The organism is Hymenobacter sp. B81, assembly GCF_044628455.1.
Lineage (GTDB): Bacteria > Bacteroidota > Bacteroidia > Cytophagales > Hymenobacteraceae > Solirubrum.
Genome location: NZ_JBIYZW010000003.1, coordinates 83,026 through 97,555, shown reverse-complemented (window position 1 = coordinate 97,555; position 14,530 = coordinate 83,026). Strand labels below are relative to the sequence as shown.

General features: G+C 66.0%; 9 protein-coding genes. 3 read left to right on the top strand and 6 right to left on the bottom strand.

The annotated features are described in order from the left end of the window. Nucleotides 1-228 precede the first annotated feature (228 nt). Nucleotides 229-2,604: an alpha-amylase family glycosyl hydrolase gene (locus tag ACE191_RS17360; RefSeq protein ID WP_400193499.1), complete on the top strand. Its 2,376-nt coding sequence runs from the start codon at nucleotides 229-231 to the stop codon at nucleotides 2,602-2,604. A 75-nt stretch (nucleotides 2,605-2,679) separates the two neighbouring features. On the opposite strand, the gene ACE191_RS17355 is transcribed toward ACE191_RS17360, so the two are convergent. The 5 genes from ACE191_RS17355 to ACE191_RS17335 all read right to left on the bottom strand — a co-directional run bounded on the left by ACE191_RS17355 (nucleotide 2,680) and on the right by ACE191_RS17335 (nucleotide 9,859). Beyond that, nucleotides 2,680-4,866 carry a TonB-dependent receptor gene (locus ACE191_RS17355; RefSeq protein ID WP_400193498.1) on the bottom strand — a complete coding sequence of 729 codons (2,187 nt, stop codon included), beginning with the start codon at nucleotides 4,864-4,866 and terminating at the stop codon, nucleotides 2,680-2,682. A gap of 295 nt (nucleotides 4,867-5,161) precedes the next feature. Continuing rightward, nucleotides 5,162-5,548: a hypothetical protein gene (locus ACE191_RS17350; protein ID WP_400193497.1), complete on the bottom strand. Its 387-nt coding sequence runs from the start codon at nucleotides 5,546-5,548 to the stop codon at nucleotides 5,162-5,164. Between the two features lie 47 nt (nucleotides 5,549-5,595). Further along, nucleotides 5,596-6,288 carry a HupE/UreJ family protein gene (locus ACE191_RS17345; RefSeq protein ID WP_400193496.1) on the bottom strand — a complete coding sequence of 231 codons (693 nt, stop codon included), beginning with the start codon at nucleotides 6,286-6,288 and terminating at the stop codon, nucleotides 5,596-5,598. A 10-nt stretch (nucleotides 6,289-6,298) separates the two neighbouring features. Then, a complete protein-coding gene (locus tag ACE191_RS17340; protein WP_400193495.1) occupies nucleotides 6,299-7,633 on the bottom strand; it encodes a tetratricopeptide repeat protein in 1,335 nt (444 codons plus the stop codon). A gap of 123 nt (nucleotides 7,634-7,756) precedes the next feature. Beyond that, nucleotides 7,757-9,859: a DUF4331 family protein gene (locus tag ACE191_RS17335; RefSeq protein ID WP_400193494.1), complete on the bottom strand. Its 2,103-nt coding sequence runs from the start codon at nucleotides 9,857-9,859 to the stop codon at nucleotides 7,757-7,759. A gap of 869 nt (nucleotides 9,860-10,728) precedes the next feature. Here ACE191_RS17335 and hscA point away from each other — a divergent pair. After that, nucleotides 10,729-12,591 (top strand): Fe-S protein assembly chaperone HscA, encoded by a 1,863-nt coding sequence (hscA, locus tag ACE191_RS17330; RefSeq protein WP_400193493.1) that lies wholly within the window; start codon nucleotides 10,729-10,731, stop codon nucleotides 12,589-12,591. Between the two features lie 60 nt (nucleotides 12,592-12,651). On the opposite strand, the gene ACE191_RS17325 is transcribed toward hscA, so the two are convergent. After that, complete coding sequence (locus ACE191_RS17325) at nucleotides 12,652-13,245, bottom strand: YdeI family protein (protein ID WP_400193492.1); 594 nt, start codon at nucleotides 13,243-13,245, stop codon at nucleotides 12,652-12,654. A 67-nt stretch (nucleotides 13,246-13,312) separates the two neighbouring features. On the opposite strand from ACE191_RS17325, the gene ACE191_RS17320 reads away from it, so the two are divergent. Next, on the top strand, nucleotides 13,313-14,518 hold the full coding sequence (locus tag ACE191_RS17320; RefSeq protein WP_400193491.1) for an anhydro-N-acetylmuramic acid kinase: 1,206 nt from the start codon (nucleotides 13,313-13,315) through the stop codon (nucleotides 14,516-14,518). Nucleotides 14,519-14,530 lie beyond the last annotated feature (12 nt).

Genomic DNA, 14,530 nt, shown 5'->3' with positions numbered 1-14,530 from the left:
GCGGTAGCATACGCAAAACAGCATCCATATGGTGCGCGCTATATTCTCAACAGCAGGTAGGTCCGGAAAAATTCCTTGGGCCCTGTCAATCGGAATAATCCTGTTGACTGATGTAGCATTTTCATTACCTTTTACACCCCTTGCCGCATTTTTTGCCCCGCAATCGATTGCGGAAAGGTTTTCCATCACTTTTCCTCCCTTTCACCAACCAAAACACTTCTACCCGCAATGCAAAAACTTTGGCGCGTAGCTTCCCGCTGGGGACTGCTGCTTACCCTGGGCCTGGCTGCCCTCACGGCCCAGCCCGCCCAGGCTCAGAAAGTTGTTCTCCAGGGCTTCTGGTGGGACTATTGGAACACCAACTACCCCAACGGCTGGGCTAATTATTTAGCCGAGCTGGCACCCCGGCTCAAGGCCATGGGCGTTGACGCGGTCTGGATTCCGCCGTCCATCAAAAACGGCAACCAAGGCAACGGCTACTCTCCCTTCGACCACTACGACCTGGGCGACAAGTACCAGAAGGGCTTCGTGGGCACCCGCCTGGGCACCAAGGACGAGCTGCTGCGCATGGTGGCCGTGCTGCACGCCAACGGCATCGAGGTGGTGCAGGATGTGGTGCTCAACCACGTCGACGGGGCCGGCTCGCAAACCGGCGCCGGCGGCCAGGACCCCGCCGCCTGGGAAGACTACACCACCAGCAAGTACAAGAACTTCCGCTACGTGAGCTACGTCACCCCGGCCTCGGCCGAGACGTCGGCCAACTACCTGGCCCGCAACGGCCGCTTTCCTAAGAACTGGCAGAACTTCAACCCCAACCCCGGCAACAACTCCACCTCCGGCGACTGGAACGCGGTGTATTTCGGGCCCGACGTGAGCTACTACAACGGCTCGTACGGCACCAGCTCCAACGCCACCTTCAACCCCAGCCAGAGCGCCGACTACATGCGCACCAACATGCGCAACTGGCTGGTGTGGTACAAAAAGCAGGTGGGCTTCGACGGCGTGCGCCTCGATGCCGTGAAGCACTTTCCCGACTTCGCCACCGAGGACTTCCTCTACAACCTGCAAAGCAACGCCGGCTGGGCCTCGGGCGGCGCCACCATGTACGCCGTGGGCGAATGGGTGGGCGGCGGCAGCCAGCTCGACCAGTGGTGCACCAACGTGCAGAACCGCTCGGGCACGTTTGACTTCGGCCTGCGCAACGGCCTCTACAGCATCGTGAGCGGCGGCGGCAACTTCGATCTGGGCTCCCTGCCGGGCTACCAGCAGGGCACGCGGGTAGTCAACATCGGCGGGCAGTACGTGCACCGCACCGTGCCCTTCGTGAACAACCACGACACCTTCCGCCCGCAGGTGGGCAGCACCGGCAACTACACCGGCTGGAACACCGGCTCGGAGCTGGCGCCCCACATCGACCCCTTCGATCCGCGCCTGTCGGCTACCTACGCCGCCGCGCTGGCCCTCGACGGCTCGCCCCAGATTTTCTTCGAGGACCTGTTCAACGTGGGCAGCACCGGCAAGCGCTACTCGCACCGGCCCACTTCCACCACCGACCTGCCCACCCGCTCCGACCTGGAAAACCTGATTTGGTGCCACCAGAACCTGCGCTTCAAGGACGGCGCCTACAAGGTGCGCTGGCAGGCCGCCGACCACCTCGTCATCGAGCGCAGCACCAAGGCCATCATCGGCATCAACGACAATTTCTCGGCCTGGCAGAACAGCACCGTGTCGTGTGATTTTGCCCCCGGCACCGTGCTCAAGGACTACTCCGGCGCCAACGGCACCGCCACTGTCACGGTGAGCGGCTCGCAGACGGTGGCCATCAACACCCCGCCCTGCAACGGCACGGCCAGCGGCGGCCGCCGCGGCTACTCGGTGTGGGCGCCCGTCAACGCCACCACCAACTACTCGCGCCCCGCACTGGCCACCACCCAGGAGTGGGAGCTGGCCGACGACCTGGGCGACTCCCACGCCTCGTCGCTGCAGCAGGGCGGCCAGCTGCCGGCCAACTCCACGGCCTGGCGCACCGCCGGCCGCATCTACGTGGCCTCGGGCAAAACCGTCAGCTACAACCTGTTTCCCTCCGACGGCAGCAAGTCCCTGGTGGTAGCCCTGTTCAATGCCGCCGGCACGCAGCTCACCAGCAAAAGCGGCACCGGCACGCTCACCGGCACCTACACGCCCACGGCCAACGGCTGGATTACCCTGCGCGCCCGCCACAACGTGGCCACCAACCCTGCTCAGAAAGCCTTCGTGAAGGTTACCTACACCGCCCCGGCCGTCATCAACACCGCTACCGCCGGCCGCGAGGCCGCGCCCACACTCACCTCAGCCGGCACCCGCCTCGACGCGCCCGCCGACCTGCTGCTGTTCCCCAACCCCACCGCCTCCGACCGCGTGGACCTGGTCATCAGCAGCCCCGCCGAGCTGAAAGCCTCCGTGCAGGTGTTCGACCTCACCGGCCGCCTGGTGCACCAGGAGCCCCTGACCCTGTACCCCGGCTCCAACGAGCTGCGCCTCAAGCCCCGCGCCCCGCTGGCGGCCGGCGTCTACCAGCTTACGGTGCCTGAGCTGCACCTCTCGCGCAAGCTGGTGCTGAAATAGCCCCGCCGGCCCCACCGAAAAGCCCCGCCGCATCCCCGGCGGGGCTTTTTTGTGTCGTGCCGGGTCTGATAAAGGCTAGAAGAAGATGCTGGCGTTGAGCTTGGCGAAAAAGGGCGTTCCGGGCGTGAAGTGCAGCTCCGATACGTCCTCGGCTTCACCGGCCAGGCGGCTGCGGGTGTCGAACTGCGCCTCGTTCCAGTTGACGTTCAGCAGGTTTTCGATGCTCACGCCCACCTGGTAACGCCTGCGGGTGTAGCTGGCCAGCAGGTCGGTTACGAAGTAGCCGCGGGCGCGCACCGAATTATCCTCGTTGGCCGGGCGGTTGGCAATGCGGCGGTAGCGCAAGCTGCCACTCAGACCATTGGGGCGCTTGAACGTGATGCCGCCGATGCTGGTAAACGAAGGCGCCAGCGGAATGTAATCTTCGCCCCGAGGCGCGCCCACCAGCCGGCCGTGATTGAAATTCAGGTCCACATCGGCAAACCAGACGGCGCTGAGCTGGTAGCGCAAAGCCACGTCGAGGCCAAAGCGGCGCGTACGACCGGCGCTTTCCACCACGCCTTCGTCGCCCACGTACACCAGCTCGTCGTCGAGGTGCAGCGCCCAGGCCGCCACGTTGACCACCAGCGCGGGCCAGGGCTTGAAGTTGCTGCCGACCTCGTACCCCAGGGCCCGCGGCAGCGCCTGCGCCGAGTCGGACACGACGGCGCGGGCATCGTTGGAATGAAAGCCCAGCCCCGAACGCACAAACAGCTGCACCGCCGGCGTAAGCTGGTAGTAGGCATTGAGCTTGGGACTGACGCGCACCTGCCGGCCCCGGCCGGAAAGCAGCGGGGCGCGGTCTTCGCGGAAGCGGAAGCGAAAGTAATCGGCGCGCACGGCGGCGTTCAGCGTCAGCTGCTCGGTCAGCGGCAGCGTCTCGTCGAGCCAGGCGTGCAGGTTCTGCTCCTGCACCCGGCCACTCACGATGGTATCGGTTACTTGCCGGCGCACCGAGCGGCGCAGGGCCAGGTCCACGTCATCGACCCGCGAGCCAACACCCAACACGGAGCGCAGGGTGCGGCGGCCCAGTGCCAGGTCGCGCTCGTAGGTACCGCGGTACCCCGCCAGGTGCCGCGCCTCGTTCTGCCGGATCTGGTCGCCGTTGACCGGGTCGGCGCTGAAAAACGTGAAGTTGGAGTAGAGGTTGAAATGGTAGCGCGAGTAGTACAGCTGCTGGGTGAGCACCGCTCCCGCGGGCAGGTCTACCGTAAGCTGGGCATTGGCACTGCTGCGGCCGGTGCGGCCGCCCTCGGTATCGTCGATGCTGCCGAAGCGCGAAATCAAGCCTTCGCGCACGGCGCGCTCCGGAATCTGCCCCGAAGCATCCCAGCGCGAATGAAAGTGCCAGCCGCTCACGGCCAGAGTAGTGCGCTCGGATAGCTGGCCGGTGTACTTGGCCAGCCCGTTGAAGCGGTTCAGATGCTGGGGGCTTTCGAAGTAGGCGTTGGTAAAAAAGTATTCGGCGGCCACGTAGGCGCTTTCGCGGCGCCTTTGGCTAAGCAGGTGTCCGCCGGCCCCGGTCAGGTCAACCATGAGCAGGGCCCGCCGGGTGTCGAAGCGGCCGACTTCCAGCTTGGCCTGGCTTTGGCCCAGGCTGGTTTTGGTGGTAAACTCGCCGGCCCCGGCCGTGGCAAAATCGCCGAATCGGGCGGTGTATGGCCCCTTGTACACCCGCAACTGCTCGATGGTCTCGGGAATGGCGAAGTGAAAATCGGCGTAGCCCTGGCCGTGGGCGTGCGACACCATGTTCACCGGCATGCCGTCGACGCTCACGGCGAAATCGGTGCCGTGGTCTACGTCGAAGCCGCGCAGGAAAATCTGTTCGGCCTTGCCGCCCCCCGCGTGCTGGGCAATAAACAGGCCCGGCACCAGCCGCAGCAGGTCCTGGGCCGAGTTCACGGGCCGCAGCTGGCGGTCGATGCCGCTGATAGCAGCTACGCTCTGGTTCAGGTCGCGGGGCTGGGCCACCGTCACTTCCGCCAGCTCCAGGGCCGAAGCCACCACGGGCAGGTCCACGGTTTTGGTTTCTCCCGCGGCCAGCGTCACCGTCAGGGTGCGGATGCGGTAGCCCAAAGCCGTAACTCGAACGGTGTGCGAGCCTGCCGGCAGCCGACTTACGCGGAAACTTCCCAGGGCATCGGTGGAGGCCCCATCGGGGCGGCCGATGAGTTGCACGCCCACGCCCGGCAGGGGCTGACCAGAGGCCGAATCCGTGACCATGCCCCGCAAAGTGGCAGTAGCAGCCGCGGGGGTGTACCCCACGGCTGCGGGGGGCGGCGAAGGTTGGGCCTGCGCCGGCTCTGCGGCCAGCATTAAGCCACCAAAGAGCATCAGCCAGCCGAGCCCGGCCGAGCAAAAACAGGTAGAGGTAGAGAACATACCGCAGCCAATGCGGCGGCGGACCGCACAATTGCGCAGCCAGCAGCCAAGCCAGAAAGAATAAACCGGGTGCCGCCGCGCAGTGCGGCCGCAAGGCCCGCCCGGTACCTGCTCAGCAGGACGGCGGGCCGCGGAATTATCCCTGGCGTGGGGGCTGGGGCCAGCTAGTGGGGTTGCCGGCGGTCAGCGGGGGGCCCTGCACCGGCCCTACCTTCCGGGCACAACGGTCGACCACAACCGGGAGCAGCGCCATTTCGGTTTCGACCGCGCAATGCACGTCCAGGCCTTTGAGTGAGATGAGGACGTGCTGCCAGGAATCGGCGGGCAGATGCTGTTGCAGCGCGGCTTCGCCGTTGCACCGGTCGAAGCAGTCGAGGCGCAGGTAATTATCGAGTTGACAGGTCAGGCTGTGCGTGTAGGGCTTGGTCGCCGGGCGCCGGACCTCGGGTCGGCCCACCAGGCCTGCGCCCACCACCAGCAGGTAGTAGCTCAGCAACAGCAGCAGCAAGCCGGTCCGGAACATGCGCGGGGGCGAGAGAAGTTAAGGAAATTGCCAGGCGAACCCCGGGCTCAGGCGAAAAACACCCGCTCGACGGTCCACCACAGCGCCACGGCACCAATCAGCAGCGACACGGGCACCAGCACGCGTTGCTTGTACCAGGGCTTGCGCCCGAACCAGCGGCCCACCAGCAGCCAGGCCAGCAGAATCACCGCAACCTGTCCCAGTTCCACGCCCACGTTGAAGCTGATCAGGGCTTCGGCAAAAGCATGCCTGGGCAAGCCTATTTCGGCCAGCACCCCGGCAAAACCCAGCCCGTGCAGCAGCCCAAACCCGAATACCAGCGCCACGCGCCAGGGCTGCAGCCGGTCGGTGAGCAGGTTCTCGACGGCTACAAACAGAATAGAAAGGGCAATCAGCGGCTCTACTACCGAGGGCAGCGGCGCCACCTTACCGGCCGCGGCCAGCCCCAGCGTAATGGAGTGGGCCAGTGTGAAGGCGGTAGCCTGCCAGAGCACCGGTTTCAGGCGCGGGTCAAGCACAAACAAGCCCAGGATGAACAGGATGTGGTCGAGGCCCAGGGGCAGGATGTGCGTAAACCCGACTTCGAGGTAGCCCAGCACAATGTCGGTGCGCGAGAGTTTGCTCAGGTCGGTGTTGAGCTTGTGGGCCTCGGCCAGCAGCGGAACCAGCAGCAACCCCGCCAGGGGCAGCAGCCACCGGCTTCGGCTCCAGGCGGCGCGCAGCGGGGTAGGACAGTTCATGGCAGCGGGGCTAGCGGCGCACGGCCAGCATTGCCGGCTGGGTTTCGGCGGCCATCGGCAGATGCGGGTTCAGCGTCCTGGCTTGCCGCAGCAGGGCCTGTCCTTCGGCGCGCTGCCCGCTACGCAGCGCTATCAGGCCAGCCCGGTACAGCAGTTGCGGGTTGCGGCTGCCGGTGCGCCGGGCCCGCTGCATGTACTGGCGAGCCAGGCGGTAGTCGCCCCGCTGGTAATGCACCCAGGCCATGGCCTCGCACACGTCGATGTTGTCGGGCCGACGTTCGTATTCAATTCGGGCGTGCGCCAGCGCCTTATCGGGCTGGTTCACCGCCAAATAGGCGTAGGCCAATTCGCGGTCCGAGTAGTGGCCCAGGGCCTCGTCTTCGTCGGCCGAGTTGGCATCGGCAGCCAGCTCCTGCACTACTGCCCGGGCCATCTGGTCGGCGCGCTGCGGGTCGCGGCTCAGGCGGTACACGTCCGTTAAATCTTCCATGAAGGCGTAGTCGCGCACCAGTTGGCGGGCCGCATTCAGTTGCTTAATGGCCGCCGGGTAGTCGCCGCGGGCCCGGGCCGTGCGCCCCAGGCCGGCCAGGGCGTAGGCGTAGTGGGGACGGGCGGCCAGGGCCTGCTGGTAGTGCGCCTCGGCCTGGACCGGGTCGCCGTAGGTTTCGTGGAGGCGGCCCAGCATGACGCGGCACCACTCGGTTTGCTCCAGCCCCAGGGCCCCGGCTTGCACGGCCAGGCGCATGGCCTCCCGCGCGCCGTTCACGTCCCCGTGAATTTCGCGCAGGTACGACACCCGGGAGTAGGCCCGCAGGTCGGGCCGCAGCTGGTTCATCCGGTCGGCGGCCTGCACGGCCTCGGGGTAATGCCCCAGCTCCACGTGCGCGTCGCAGAGCAGGCCCTGCACAAAGGCGTTCCGGGGATTTAGCGCGGCAGCTTTTTCGGCCAGTGCCAGCCCCTGCGAGAAGTGGTGCTGCGACAGGCAAATCACCGCTTTGGTGCACAGGCCCTCGAAGTTGTCCGGCTCGTGCTCCAGCACCGCATCCACCAGCTGCAGGGCCGCGGCGTCGTAGTAGGCGTGGTTGCCGGTGATGCGGCCTTCCTGCACGTAGGCCTGGGCCAGCAGCAGACGGGCTTCGTGGTCGGCCGGGTTCTGGCGCAGCCGGGCCTGCAGTCCGCTCACCGCATTCCGGGTGTTCAGCCACTCGCCCCCGAGGGACAGGGCGCCTTTACGGGCTTGCAGCTGCGGTACCGGCGGGGCCGGGCGTCCCAGCCACAGTGCCCCCGCGGCGGCTACGAAGCCTGTTATCAGCAGAAAATACAGAATGCGGCGACCCAAAGTCATGGCATCAGGGCTAGAGAAGCGTAGTAAAAAGAAACCAGAGGCGCAGGGAAAGATAGCCGCCGCCAGGCCCGGGCCCGGCTGCCGTAAAGCAACCGGACCCGGACCTTGCCGGCAGCGGGTCGGTTACCGGTTATGAGAAAGCTTGATGGAGTTCAGCGTCGTGTTGCCCGTCGACAGGGTGGCCACGTAGAGGCCGGCGGCCAGGCGTCCCGGCTGCCAGTTGAACTCGTAGGCGCCCGGGTTCACCATCTTGTTGCGCAGCGGCGTAGCTACCACCCGACCGTTCAGGTCGGTAATGGTCAGCGTTACGGGCATGCGCTGGGTCACTTTGTAGCTGAACGTGGTTTGCGAGGTGAACGGGTTCGGGTAGTTCTGGTCGAGGGCCGCTACCTGGGTCTGCAGGCCCAGGCCGCCGGTGCCGCTGCGCTGGGCCAGGGCCAGGCGCTGGGCCTTGGTGCCGCTCCAGGGCGTTTGCATGTAGGGGAAGGCCGCCTTTAGGGTGGTGTCGTTGGCTTCCACGCCGGTGCGGAAGGTCAGCACGCTCTGCAGCTGCGGGGTTACCGGGTTGGTGCTGCTGGCCGTGAAGTCGTCGTACCACAGGCCAATAGCGGCCAGCACCACGCCGCCCACGGCCTGCAGCTCGATGCGGGTTACGTCGTCTTCGAGGCGGCGGCCATTGGGAAAGCCGTCCATGTTCGGAATGTTCTGCAGGGCGGCGCTGGTGTTGAAGCGCGCGTCGGTGAGGCCCAGCACGGCGGCGGCCAGCAGGCCCTGGGAGCTAAAGTCCGGCGAGTTGCGCGGGGTGGGCGGCACGGCCATGTTCAGCCGCAGCATGTCGCCGAAGGTGGGCAGGAAGTTGTTGATAAAGGGCTTGCCGGCCGCCAGCGGGTTGCCATTTTTGCCGGTAGCCAGCTGGTAAGGCCGCAGGTTGGGCACGCCCGTGTGGAAAATCGGCAGCAGGTCCACCGACCGGGGCTTGTCGGCGCGCAGCAGGTACTCGCCAAAGCCGCCCTGCGCCTGCGGCGCCAGCGCGGTGCCGGCCAGGGCCGCGTTGCCGGCCAGGCCCGAGAGGCCGTCGGCGCCGTTGCGGAAGTCGAAGCCAGCCGGGGGCAGACCGGGGCGGCCGGCCAGCGAGGCGGCCTGCACCCGCAGCATCGACAAGCCCGGCACGGCCGCCCCGAAGTAGGTCTGGCCGTTGGCCGTGCCCGTGGCCATGTACAGGCCCAGTTCCGGGTTCATCAGGCGTTCGTCAAACGCGGGCACGGCCCCGTAGGCGTCGCCCGCGTTCCAGGCATCCTTCTGCCCGATGGGAATTACCACCTCGTTGGTCAGCGGCATGCCCAGGCGCGACACCTGCACGTAGTTGCCCGTGTGCGACTGCGTGCCGTCGACGTTGAGCGTGCGCAGGGCGGGGCGGCTGGCCGAAGCCCACACCCCGATGATGTAGTTGGAGTTCAGAATCTGCGCCGGATCGGTGGGCGCGGCCAGACCGTCCTTCTGCAGCAGCGTAATAGGAATCTGTAGGGCAATGGCGTGGGTGTTCTTGCGCGCTACCCCGTCGCGGGCCGAGGCCGTACGTACGCCGCCCAGATCGAAGATGCCGCCCAAATCCACGAAGAACGGGTCGTCTACTGGTCCACAGAATACTTTCATGCCGTTAGGCAACGTCTGCACGGCAGCCATCATCAGCGCTTCGTAGCTCGAAGCGTTCAGCCCGGCAGCCCCCTCAATGGAGCGCGGCCCCACGTTGGGCGGCGGCACGATGCCGCCGGTCACCAGGCGCGTGGTCGCGCTGCCCCGGATGGCGTCCAGGTTATAGGTAGTCTTCAGGTTCTGCTGGCCCAGCCGGATGTTGAAGAAGGTACTGGGGTCCTGGTTGGTGCGGGTAAACGTGAATCGATAGAGCAGGTCGTCGCCGGGAGTGGTAGGGTCGTTCTTGATGTGAATCTCGTAGCGGACGTTTTCGCCGAAGGTGTTGTAGTTGGGCCCGCCCTGCGGCAGCTCCAGCGGAATGTAATTGGCAATAATGGTGACGGTGTTCGGCGCATCGGGGCTGCGGAAGGCGTACAGATCCGTGTTGTCGGCCAGCGGGTCGTCGGCAATGAGCGGGGCTTCGCGGTGGCTGGAGGCCTCCAGGGGCACGTTTTGGGCGCTCCAGGTAAACACTGCCAGCATGGTAGCCGAGGTGATTCCCAGCAAAGCCAGTGGACGGAAAAGGTTTTTCATTAGGCAGGCGGCTGTGGTTGTGGAAAAAAATTGGGGAATGCAAAATCGAACCCGGCCCTAAGCAGCGCGGGGAAGCCGCCCGGAACGCGCGACTACGGAACCACCTCCGGGCTCGGGGGCCCGGCACCAAGCATAGTAAATCAGACGCCCGGCTCGCGGAAAAAAGCCGCCCCACTGCCAGGCGTGGCAGTAAGGCCAAAGGATAACGCGAGCGAGTAATAATTGCCTTGCGGCAAGCCAGTTCTCGAACGGCACTTACGGGATTCCGCCGCCGGCAGATTGCCGGTTTGAACATTTAGCAGATCTATTTTTCAACTGCTGCGTCGGCGATAAGTTTTCCCACCCGTCAGTAGCCGTTTTCCATTCGCCCGGTCACCCCGCCCCGGCAGCTACTCCCACGACGGGTAGTACCCGCCGCTGGCACACCACGGACCCCCTACTTGATCATATCCACCCCTGACTTGATCGAAACCCTCCCTTGATTGACGCAAACCCGCATTCACTTGACGCAAAACACTATTCATTTGACGATAACTACTCTGCACTTGACCATAACACCCTTCGACTTGATCATAACACCCTACGACTTGACCGCAACACCCTGCGACTTGACCGCAACACCCTGCGACTTGACCGTAACAGTCTCCGACTTGACTGCAACGCCCTTCGACTTGACTGTAACCCGCTGCTATTTGACGCAAACCCCGCCTCACTTGACGATAGCCCCCTCCGACTTGACCAAATCACCCTTGCGTTGTTACTCACTCCTGCGGCGAGCCGACGCGCCCCACCCCGCTTAGCCCGTCGCCCGGCCGCATTTCGTCGTAGTTTTGCGGTCCGCCGGCCCCACCCTCCTATCCCCGCTTCTCATGGCCAAAGTTTCCATCAACCTGTCGACCGGCTCGCTGCAGCAGGCCGAAATCATTGTGGGCATCGACTTGGGCACCACCAACTCGCTGGTGGCCTACATCCATCCCGAGAACCGCCAGCCGGTGGCCATCAACGACCAGGGCCGCGGCACCCTGGTGCCCTCCGTAGTCCACTTCCCGCCCGACGGCACCCCGCCCATCGTGGGCAACGAAGCCCGCCAGTACCTCGAAACCGCCCCCCAGCACACCATCTACTCGGCCAAGCGCCTGCTGGGCAAATCCTACAAAGACCTGGGCAGCCACGCCGGCGAGCTGGGCTACAAGGTTATCGACGACGACTCCGAGGGCCTGGTCAAAATCCGGGTGCAGGACCGCTTCTACTCCCCCATCGAGCTGTCGAGCGAGATTCTCAAGGAGCTGCGCGCCCGCGCCGAGCACGCCCTGAAAACGCCGGTCAACAAGGCCGTCATCACCGTGCCGGCCTACTTCAACGACTCCCAGCGTCAGGCCACCCGCGACGCCGGCCGCCTGGCCGGGCTCGAAGTGCTGCGCATCGTCAACGAGCCCACCGCCGCCGCCCTGGCCTACGGCATCGGCCTGCAGCCCGACGAGGAGAAAACCGTGGCCGTGTACGACCTCGGCGGCGGCACCTTCGACATCAGCATCCTGCACCTGCACCAGGGCATCTTCGAAGTGCTCAGCACCCACGGCGACACCTACCTCGGCGGCGACGACTTCGACCGCGCCGTGGTCAACCACTGGGTGCAGCAGCACGACCTGGCCCCGGCCGTGGCCGCCGATCCGCAGCTCAAGCAGCGCCTGCGCCTCTTGGCCGAGCAGGCCAAACGCCAGCTCAGCCAGGCCGATACCTTCGGCGCCGCCCTCGACGCCCGCACCAACCTCACGCTCACCCGCGTCCAGTTCGACCAGCTGATTCAGCCCCTGGTTGAGCGCACCATGGTCTCCTGCCGCCAGGCCCTGGCCGACGCCGGCCTCAGCGCCGCCCAACTCGACGCGGTGCTGCTGGTGGGCGGCTCCACCCGCGTTCCGCTGGTGTACGACACGGTTTCGGCGTTTTTCGGGCAGCCGGCCAACAACTCGCTCAACCCCGACGAAGTGGTAGCCCTGGGCGCCGCCATTCAGGCCGACATCCTGGCCGGCAATCGCCGCGACATCCTGCTGCTGGACGTGACGCCTCTCACCCTCGGCATCGAAACGCTGGGCGGCCTGATGGACCCCATCATTCCGCGCAACTCCAAGATTCCCACCAAGGCCGGCCGCCAGTACACCACCTCGGTCGACGGGCAGGTGAACATGAAGATTTCGGTGTACCAGGGCGAGCGGGATTTGGTGGCCGAAAACCGCAAGCTGGCCGAGTTCGATCTGCGCGGCATTCCGGCCATGCCCGCCGGCCTGCCCAAAATCGACGTCAACTTCATCCTCAACGCCGACGGCATCCTGAAAGTGGAAGCCCTGGAATTGCGCTCGGGCGTAAAGCAAAGCATTGAAGTGAAGCCCCAGTACGGCCTCACCGACGAGCAGGTCGAACAGATGCTGATGGACTCGCTCACCCACGCCCAGGCCGACGTGGCCACGCGCATGGTCATCGAGGCCCGCACTGCCGCCGAGCAGATGCTCTACCAGGTGGAGCGCTTCCTGCACACCAACGGCCAGCACCTCACCGCCGAGGAAATCAGCCAGACCCGCGCCCAGGCCGAAGTGCTGCGCGCGAGCCTCGGCAGCGGCGACAAAGACGCTATCTACCGCGCCGTCGACGATTTGGAAGCGCTTACCAGCCCCTTTGCCGAGCGCGTAATGCAAATCAGCATCAAGCAGGCCATGACGGGCAAGAAGATTATCTAGCTCGCTTCACCCGGCTGTTTGCGGCGGCGTCGCGGCTTTGGGCTGCGGCGCCGCTTTTCGTTAGGACCTGGCTTGCCGGCTCACCAGCTCCTGCATCTGCTGTACTATCCCGGCCAGCCGCTTGGCGCGGGTTTCGGGACGCTTGGCCGCGAGCAGCCACTGCAGCAGTTGCTTTTTGCGGCTGGGACTGAGCGCGGCCAAGCAGCCGGCAGCCGCCGCATCAACCGCCAGCGCCGCGGTCAGGTCGGCGGGCACTTCCAGGTTCTCGGCGGCGTCGATGGCCGTCCAGCTGCCGTTTTGCTGGGCCAGCTCGATGACCCGCTCCCCGGCCGGCCGCATGAGCCCCGCGGCGCGCAGGTTTTCCACGTGCTGCTTGTTGATTTTCGACCACACGCTGCGGGGCTTGCGCGGGGTAAACACCTGCTTGTAGCGGTGCGCGTCGAGGGTATTAGCCTTGGAATCGATCCAGCCAAAGCACAGCGCTTCCTGCACCGCCTCGCTCCAGCTGATGCTGGGCCGGCCGCTGCTTTTTTTGTGGTACACCAGCCACACCCCGCGGGCCGAAGCGTGGTGTTGTTCCAGCCACTGCCGCCACTGCTGGCGGTCGGCCGCCGTTACCAGGGGCAGTTCGGTCAGGGAAGTTTTCGGCGGCATGGCGCAGTACATTGGTAGCCGCTAAAAATACGCGCCAGCCGCCGGACCCACCCTACCTTCGCCCCCGATGAACGCTCACCTCGCCCACCTCTGCCAGCTGGCCCAGCGCCCCAGCCGCCGCATCATCGGCCTGATGTCCGGCACTTCCCTCGACGGCCTCGACGTGGCCTTGTGCCAACTCGAAGGCAGCGGCCCGGGCACTCGCCTCACCCTGGAGCAGTTTACCACGGTGCCCTTCCCGGACGACGTACGCCAGCGCATCCGCCGGGTGTTTGCCCGCGAACAGGTGGACCTGGAAGAGCTGACGCTGCTCAATGCCTGGCTGGGCACCCTGCACGGCCAGCTGGTGCTCGACTGCCTGCACGCCTGGGGCGTGGCGCCAGCCGAAATCGACGCCCTGGCCAGCCACGGCCAGACCGTCTACCACTCCCCGCAGCACCAGCACCAGCGCCCGGAGTACCCGCTGAACGCCACCCTGCAGCTCGGCGACGGCGACCACGTGGCCGTGCGCACCGGCATCATCACGCTCAGCGACTTCCGGCAGAAGCACGTGGCCGCCGGCGGTGAGGGGGCTCCGCTGGCAGCCTACGGCGACTACCTGCTGTTTTCGAGCCCGCAGGAAGACCGGCTACTGCTCAACCTGGGCGGCATTGCCAACTTCACCTACCTGCCCGCCTCGCAGGACGCCGCCATCGTGTTCAGCACCGACGTGGGCCCCGGCAACACCCTGCTCGATGCCTTGGTGCGCACACTTTACCCCGAGCACAGCTTCGACCCCGACGGCCGGCTGGCCGCGGCGGGCACCGTGCACCCGGGCCTGCTCGCCGCCCTGCTCGACAACCCCTTCTTCGCGGCCGAGCTGCCCAAAACTACTGGCCCCGAGCTGTTCGGCCCCGACTACGTGCGGGCCGCCCAGCAGCGCAGCCACACCGCTGATTTATCCTCTGCCGACCTACTAGCCACCCTCACCGAGCTGAGTGCCGAAGGCATCGGGCGCGCCGCCCGGCTGGCGCTGGGCCCCGAGCCCGCGGCGGCGGTGTACACCAGCGGCGGCGGCATGCACAATCCCACGCTGATGCAGGCCATTCGTCGCCACCTGCCCGCCTGCCGCTTCGCCGATACCCAAACCCTGGGCGTAGCCCCCGATGCCAAGGAAGCCGTGCTGTTTGCGCTGCTGGCCAACGAAACCCTCTGCGGCTCGGCCGTGGCTATCGGGGCGGGGCGGCAGCGGGTGCCGGCCGTGAGCCTGGGCAAGATTTCCCTGCCTTCTTAAGTTGTCTTACCG

Coding starts and splice junctions, on each gene's coding strand:
- ACE191_RS17345 (WP_400193496.1), bottom strand. CDS start 6,288: ATGAACTGTCCTACCCCGCTGCGCGCCGCCTGGAGCCGAAGCCGGTGG.
- ACE191_RS17350 (WP_400193497.1), bottom strand. CDS start 5,548: ATGTTCCGGACCGGCTTGCTGCTGCTGTTGCTGAGCTACTACCTGCTG.
- ACE191_RS17320 (WP_400193491.1), top strand. CDS start 13,313: ATGAACGCTCACCTCGCCCACCTCTGCCAGCTGGCCCAGCGCCCCAGC.
- ACE191_RS17325 (WP_400193492.1), bottom strand. CDS start 13,245: ATGCCGCCGAAAACTTCCCTGACCGAACTGCCCCTGGTAACGGCGGCC.
- ACE191_RS17355 (WP_400193498.1), bottom strand. CDS start 4,866: ATGGTCACGGATTCGGCCTCTGGTCAGCCCCTGCCGGGCGTGGGCGTG.
- ACE191_RS17335 (WP_400193494.1), bottom strand. CDS start 9,859: ATGAAAAACCTTTTCCGTCCACTGGCTTTGCTGGGAATCACCTCGGCT.
- ACE191_RS17360 (WP_400193499.1), top strand. CDS start 229: ATGCAAAAACTTTGGCGCGTAGCTTCCCGCTGGGGACTGCTGCTTACC.
- hscA (WP_400193493.1), top strand. CDS start 10,729: ATGGCCAAAGTTTCCATCAACCTGTCGACCGGCTCGCTGCAGCAGGCC.
- ACE191_RS17340 (WP_400193495.1), bottom strand. CDS start 7,633: ATGACTTTGGGTCGCCGCATTCTGTATTTTCTGCTGATAACAGGCTTC.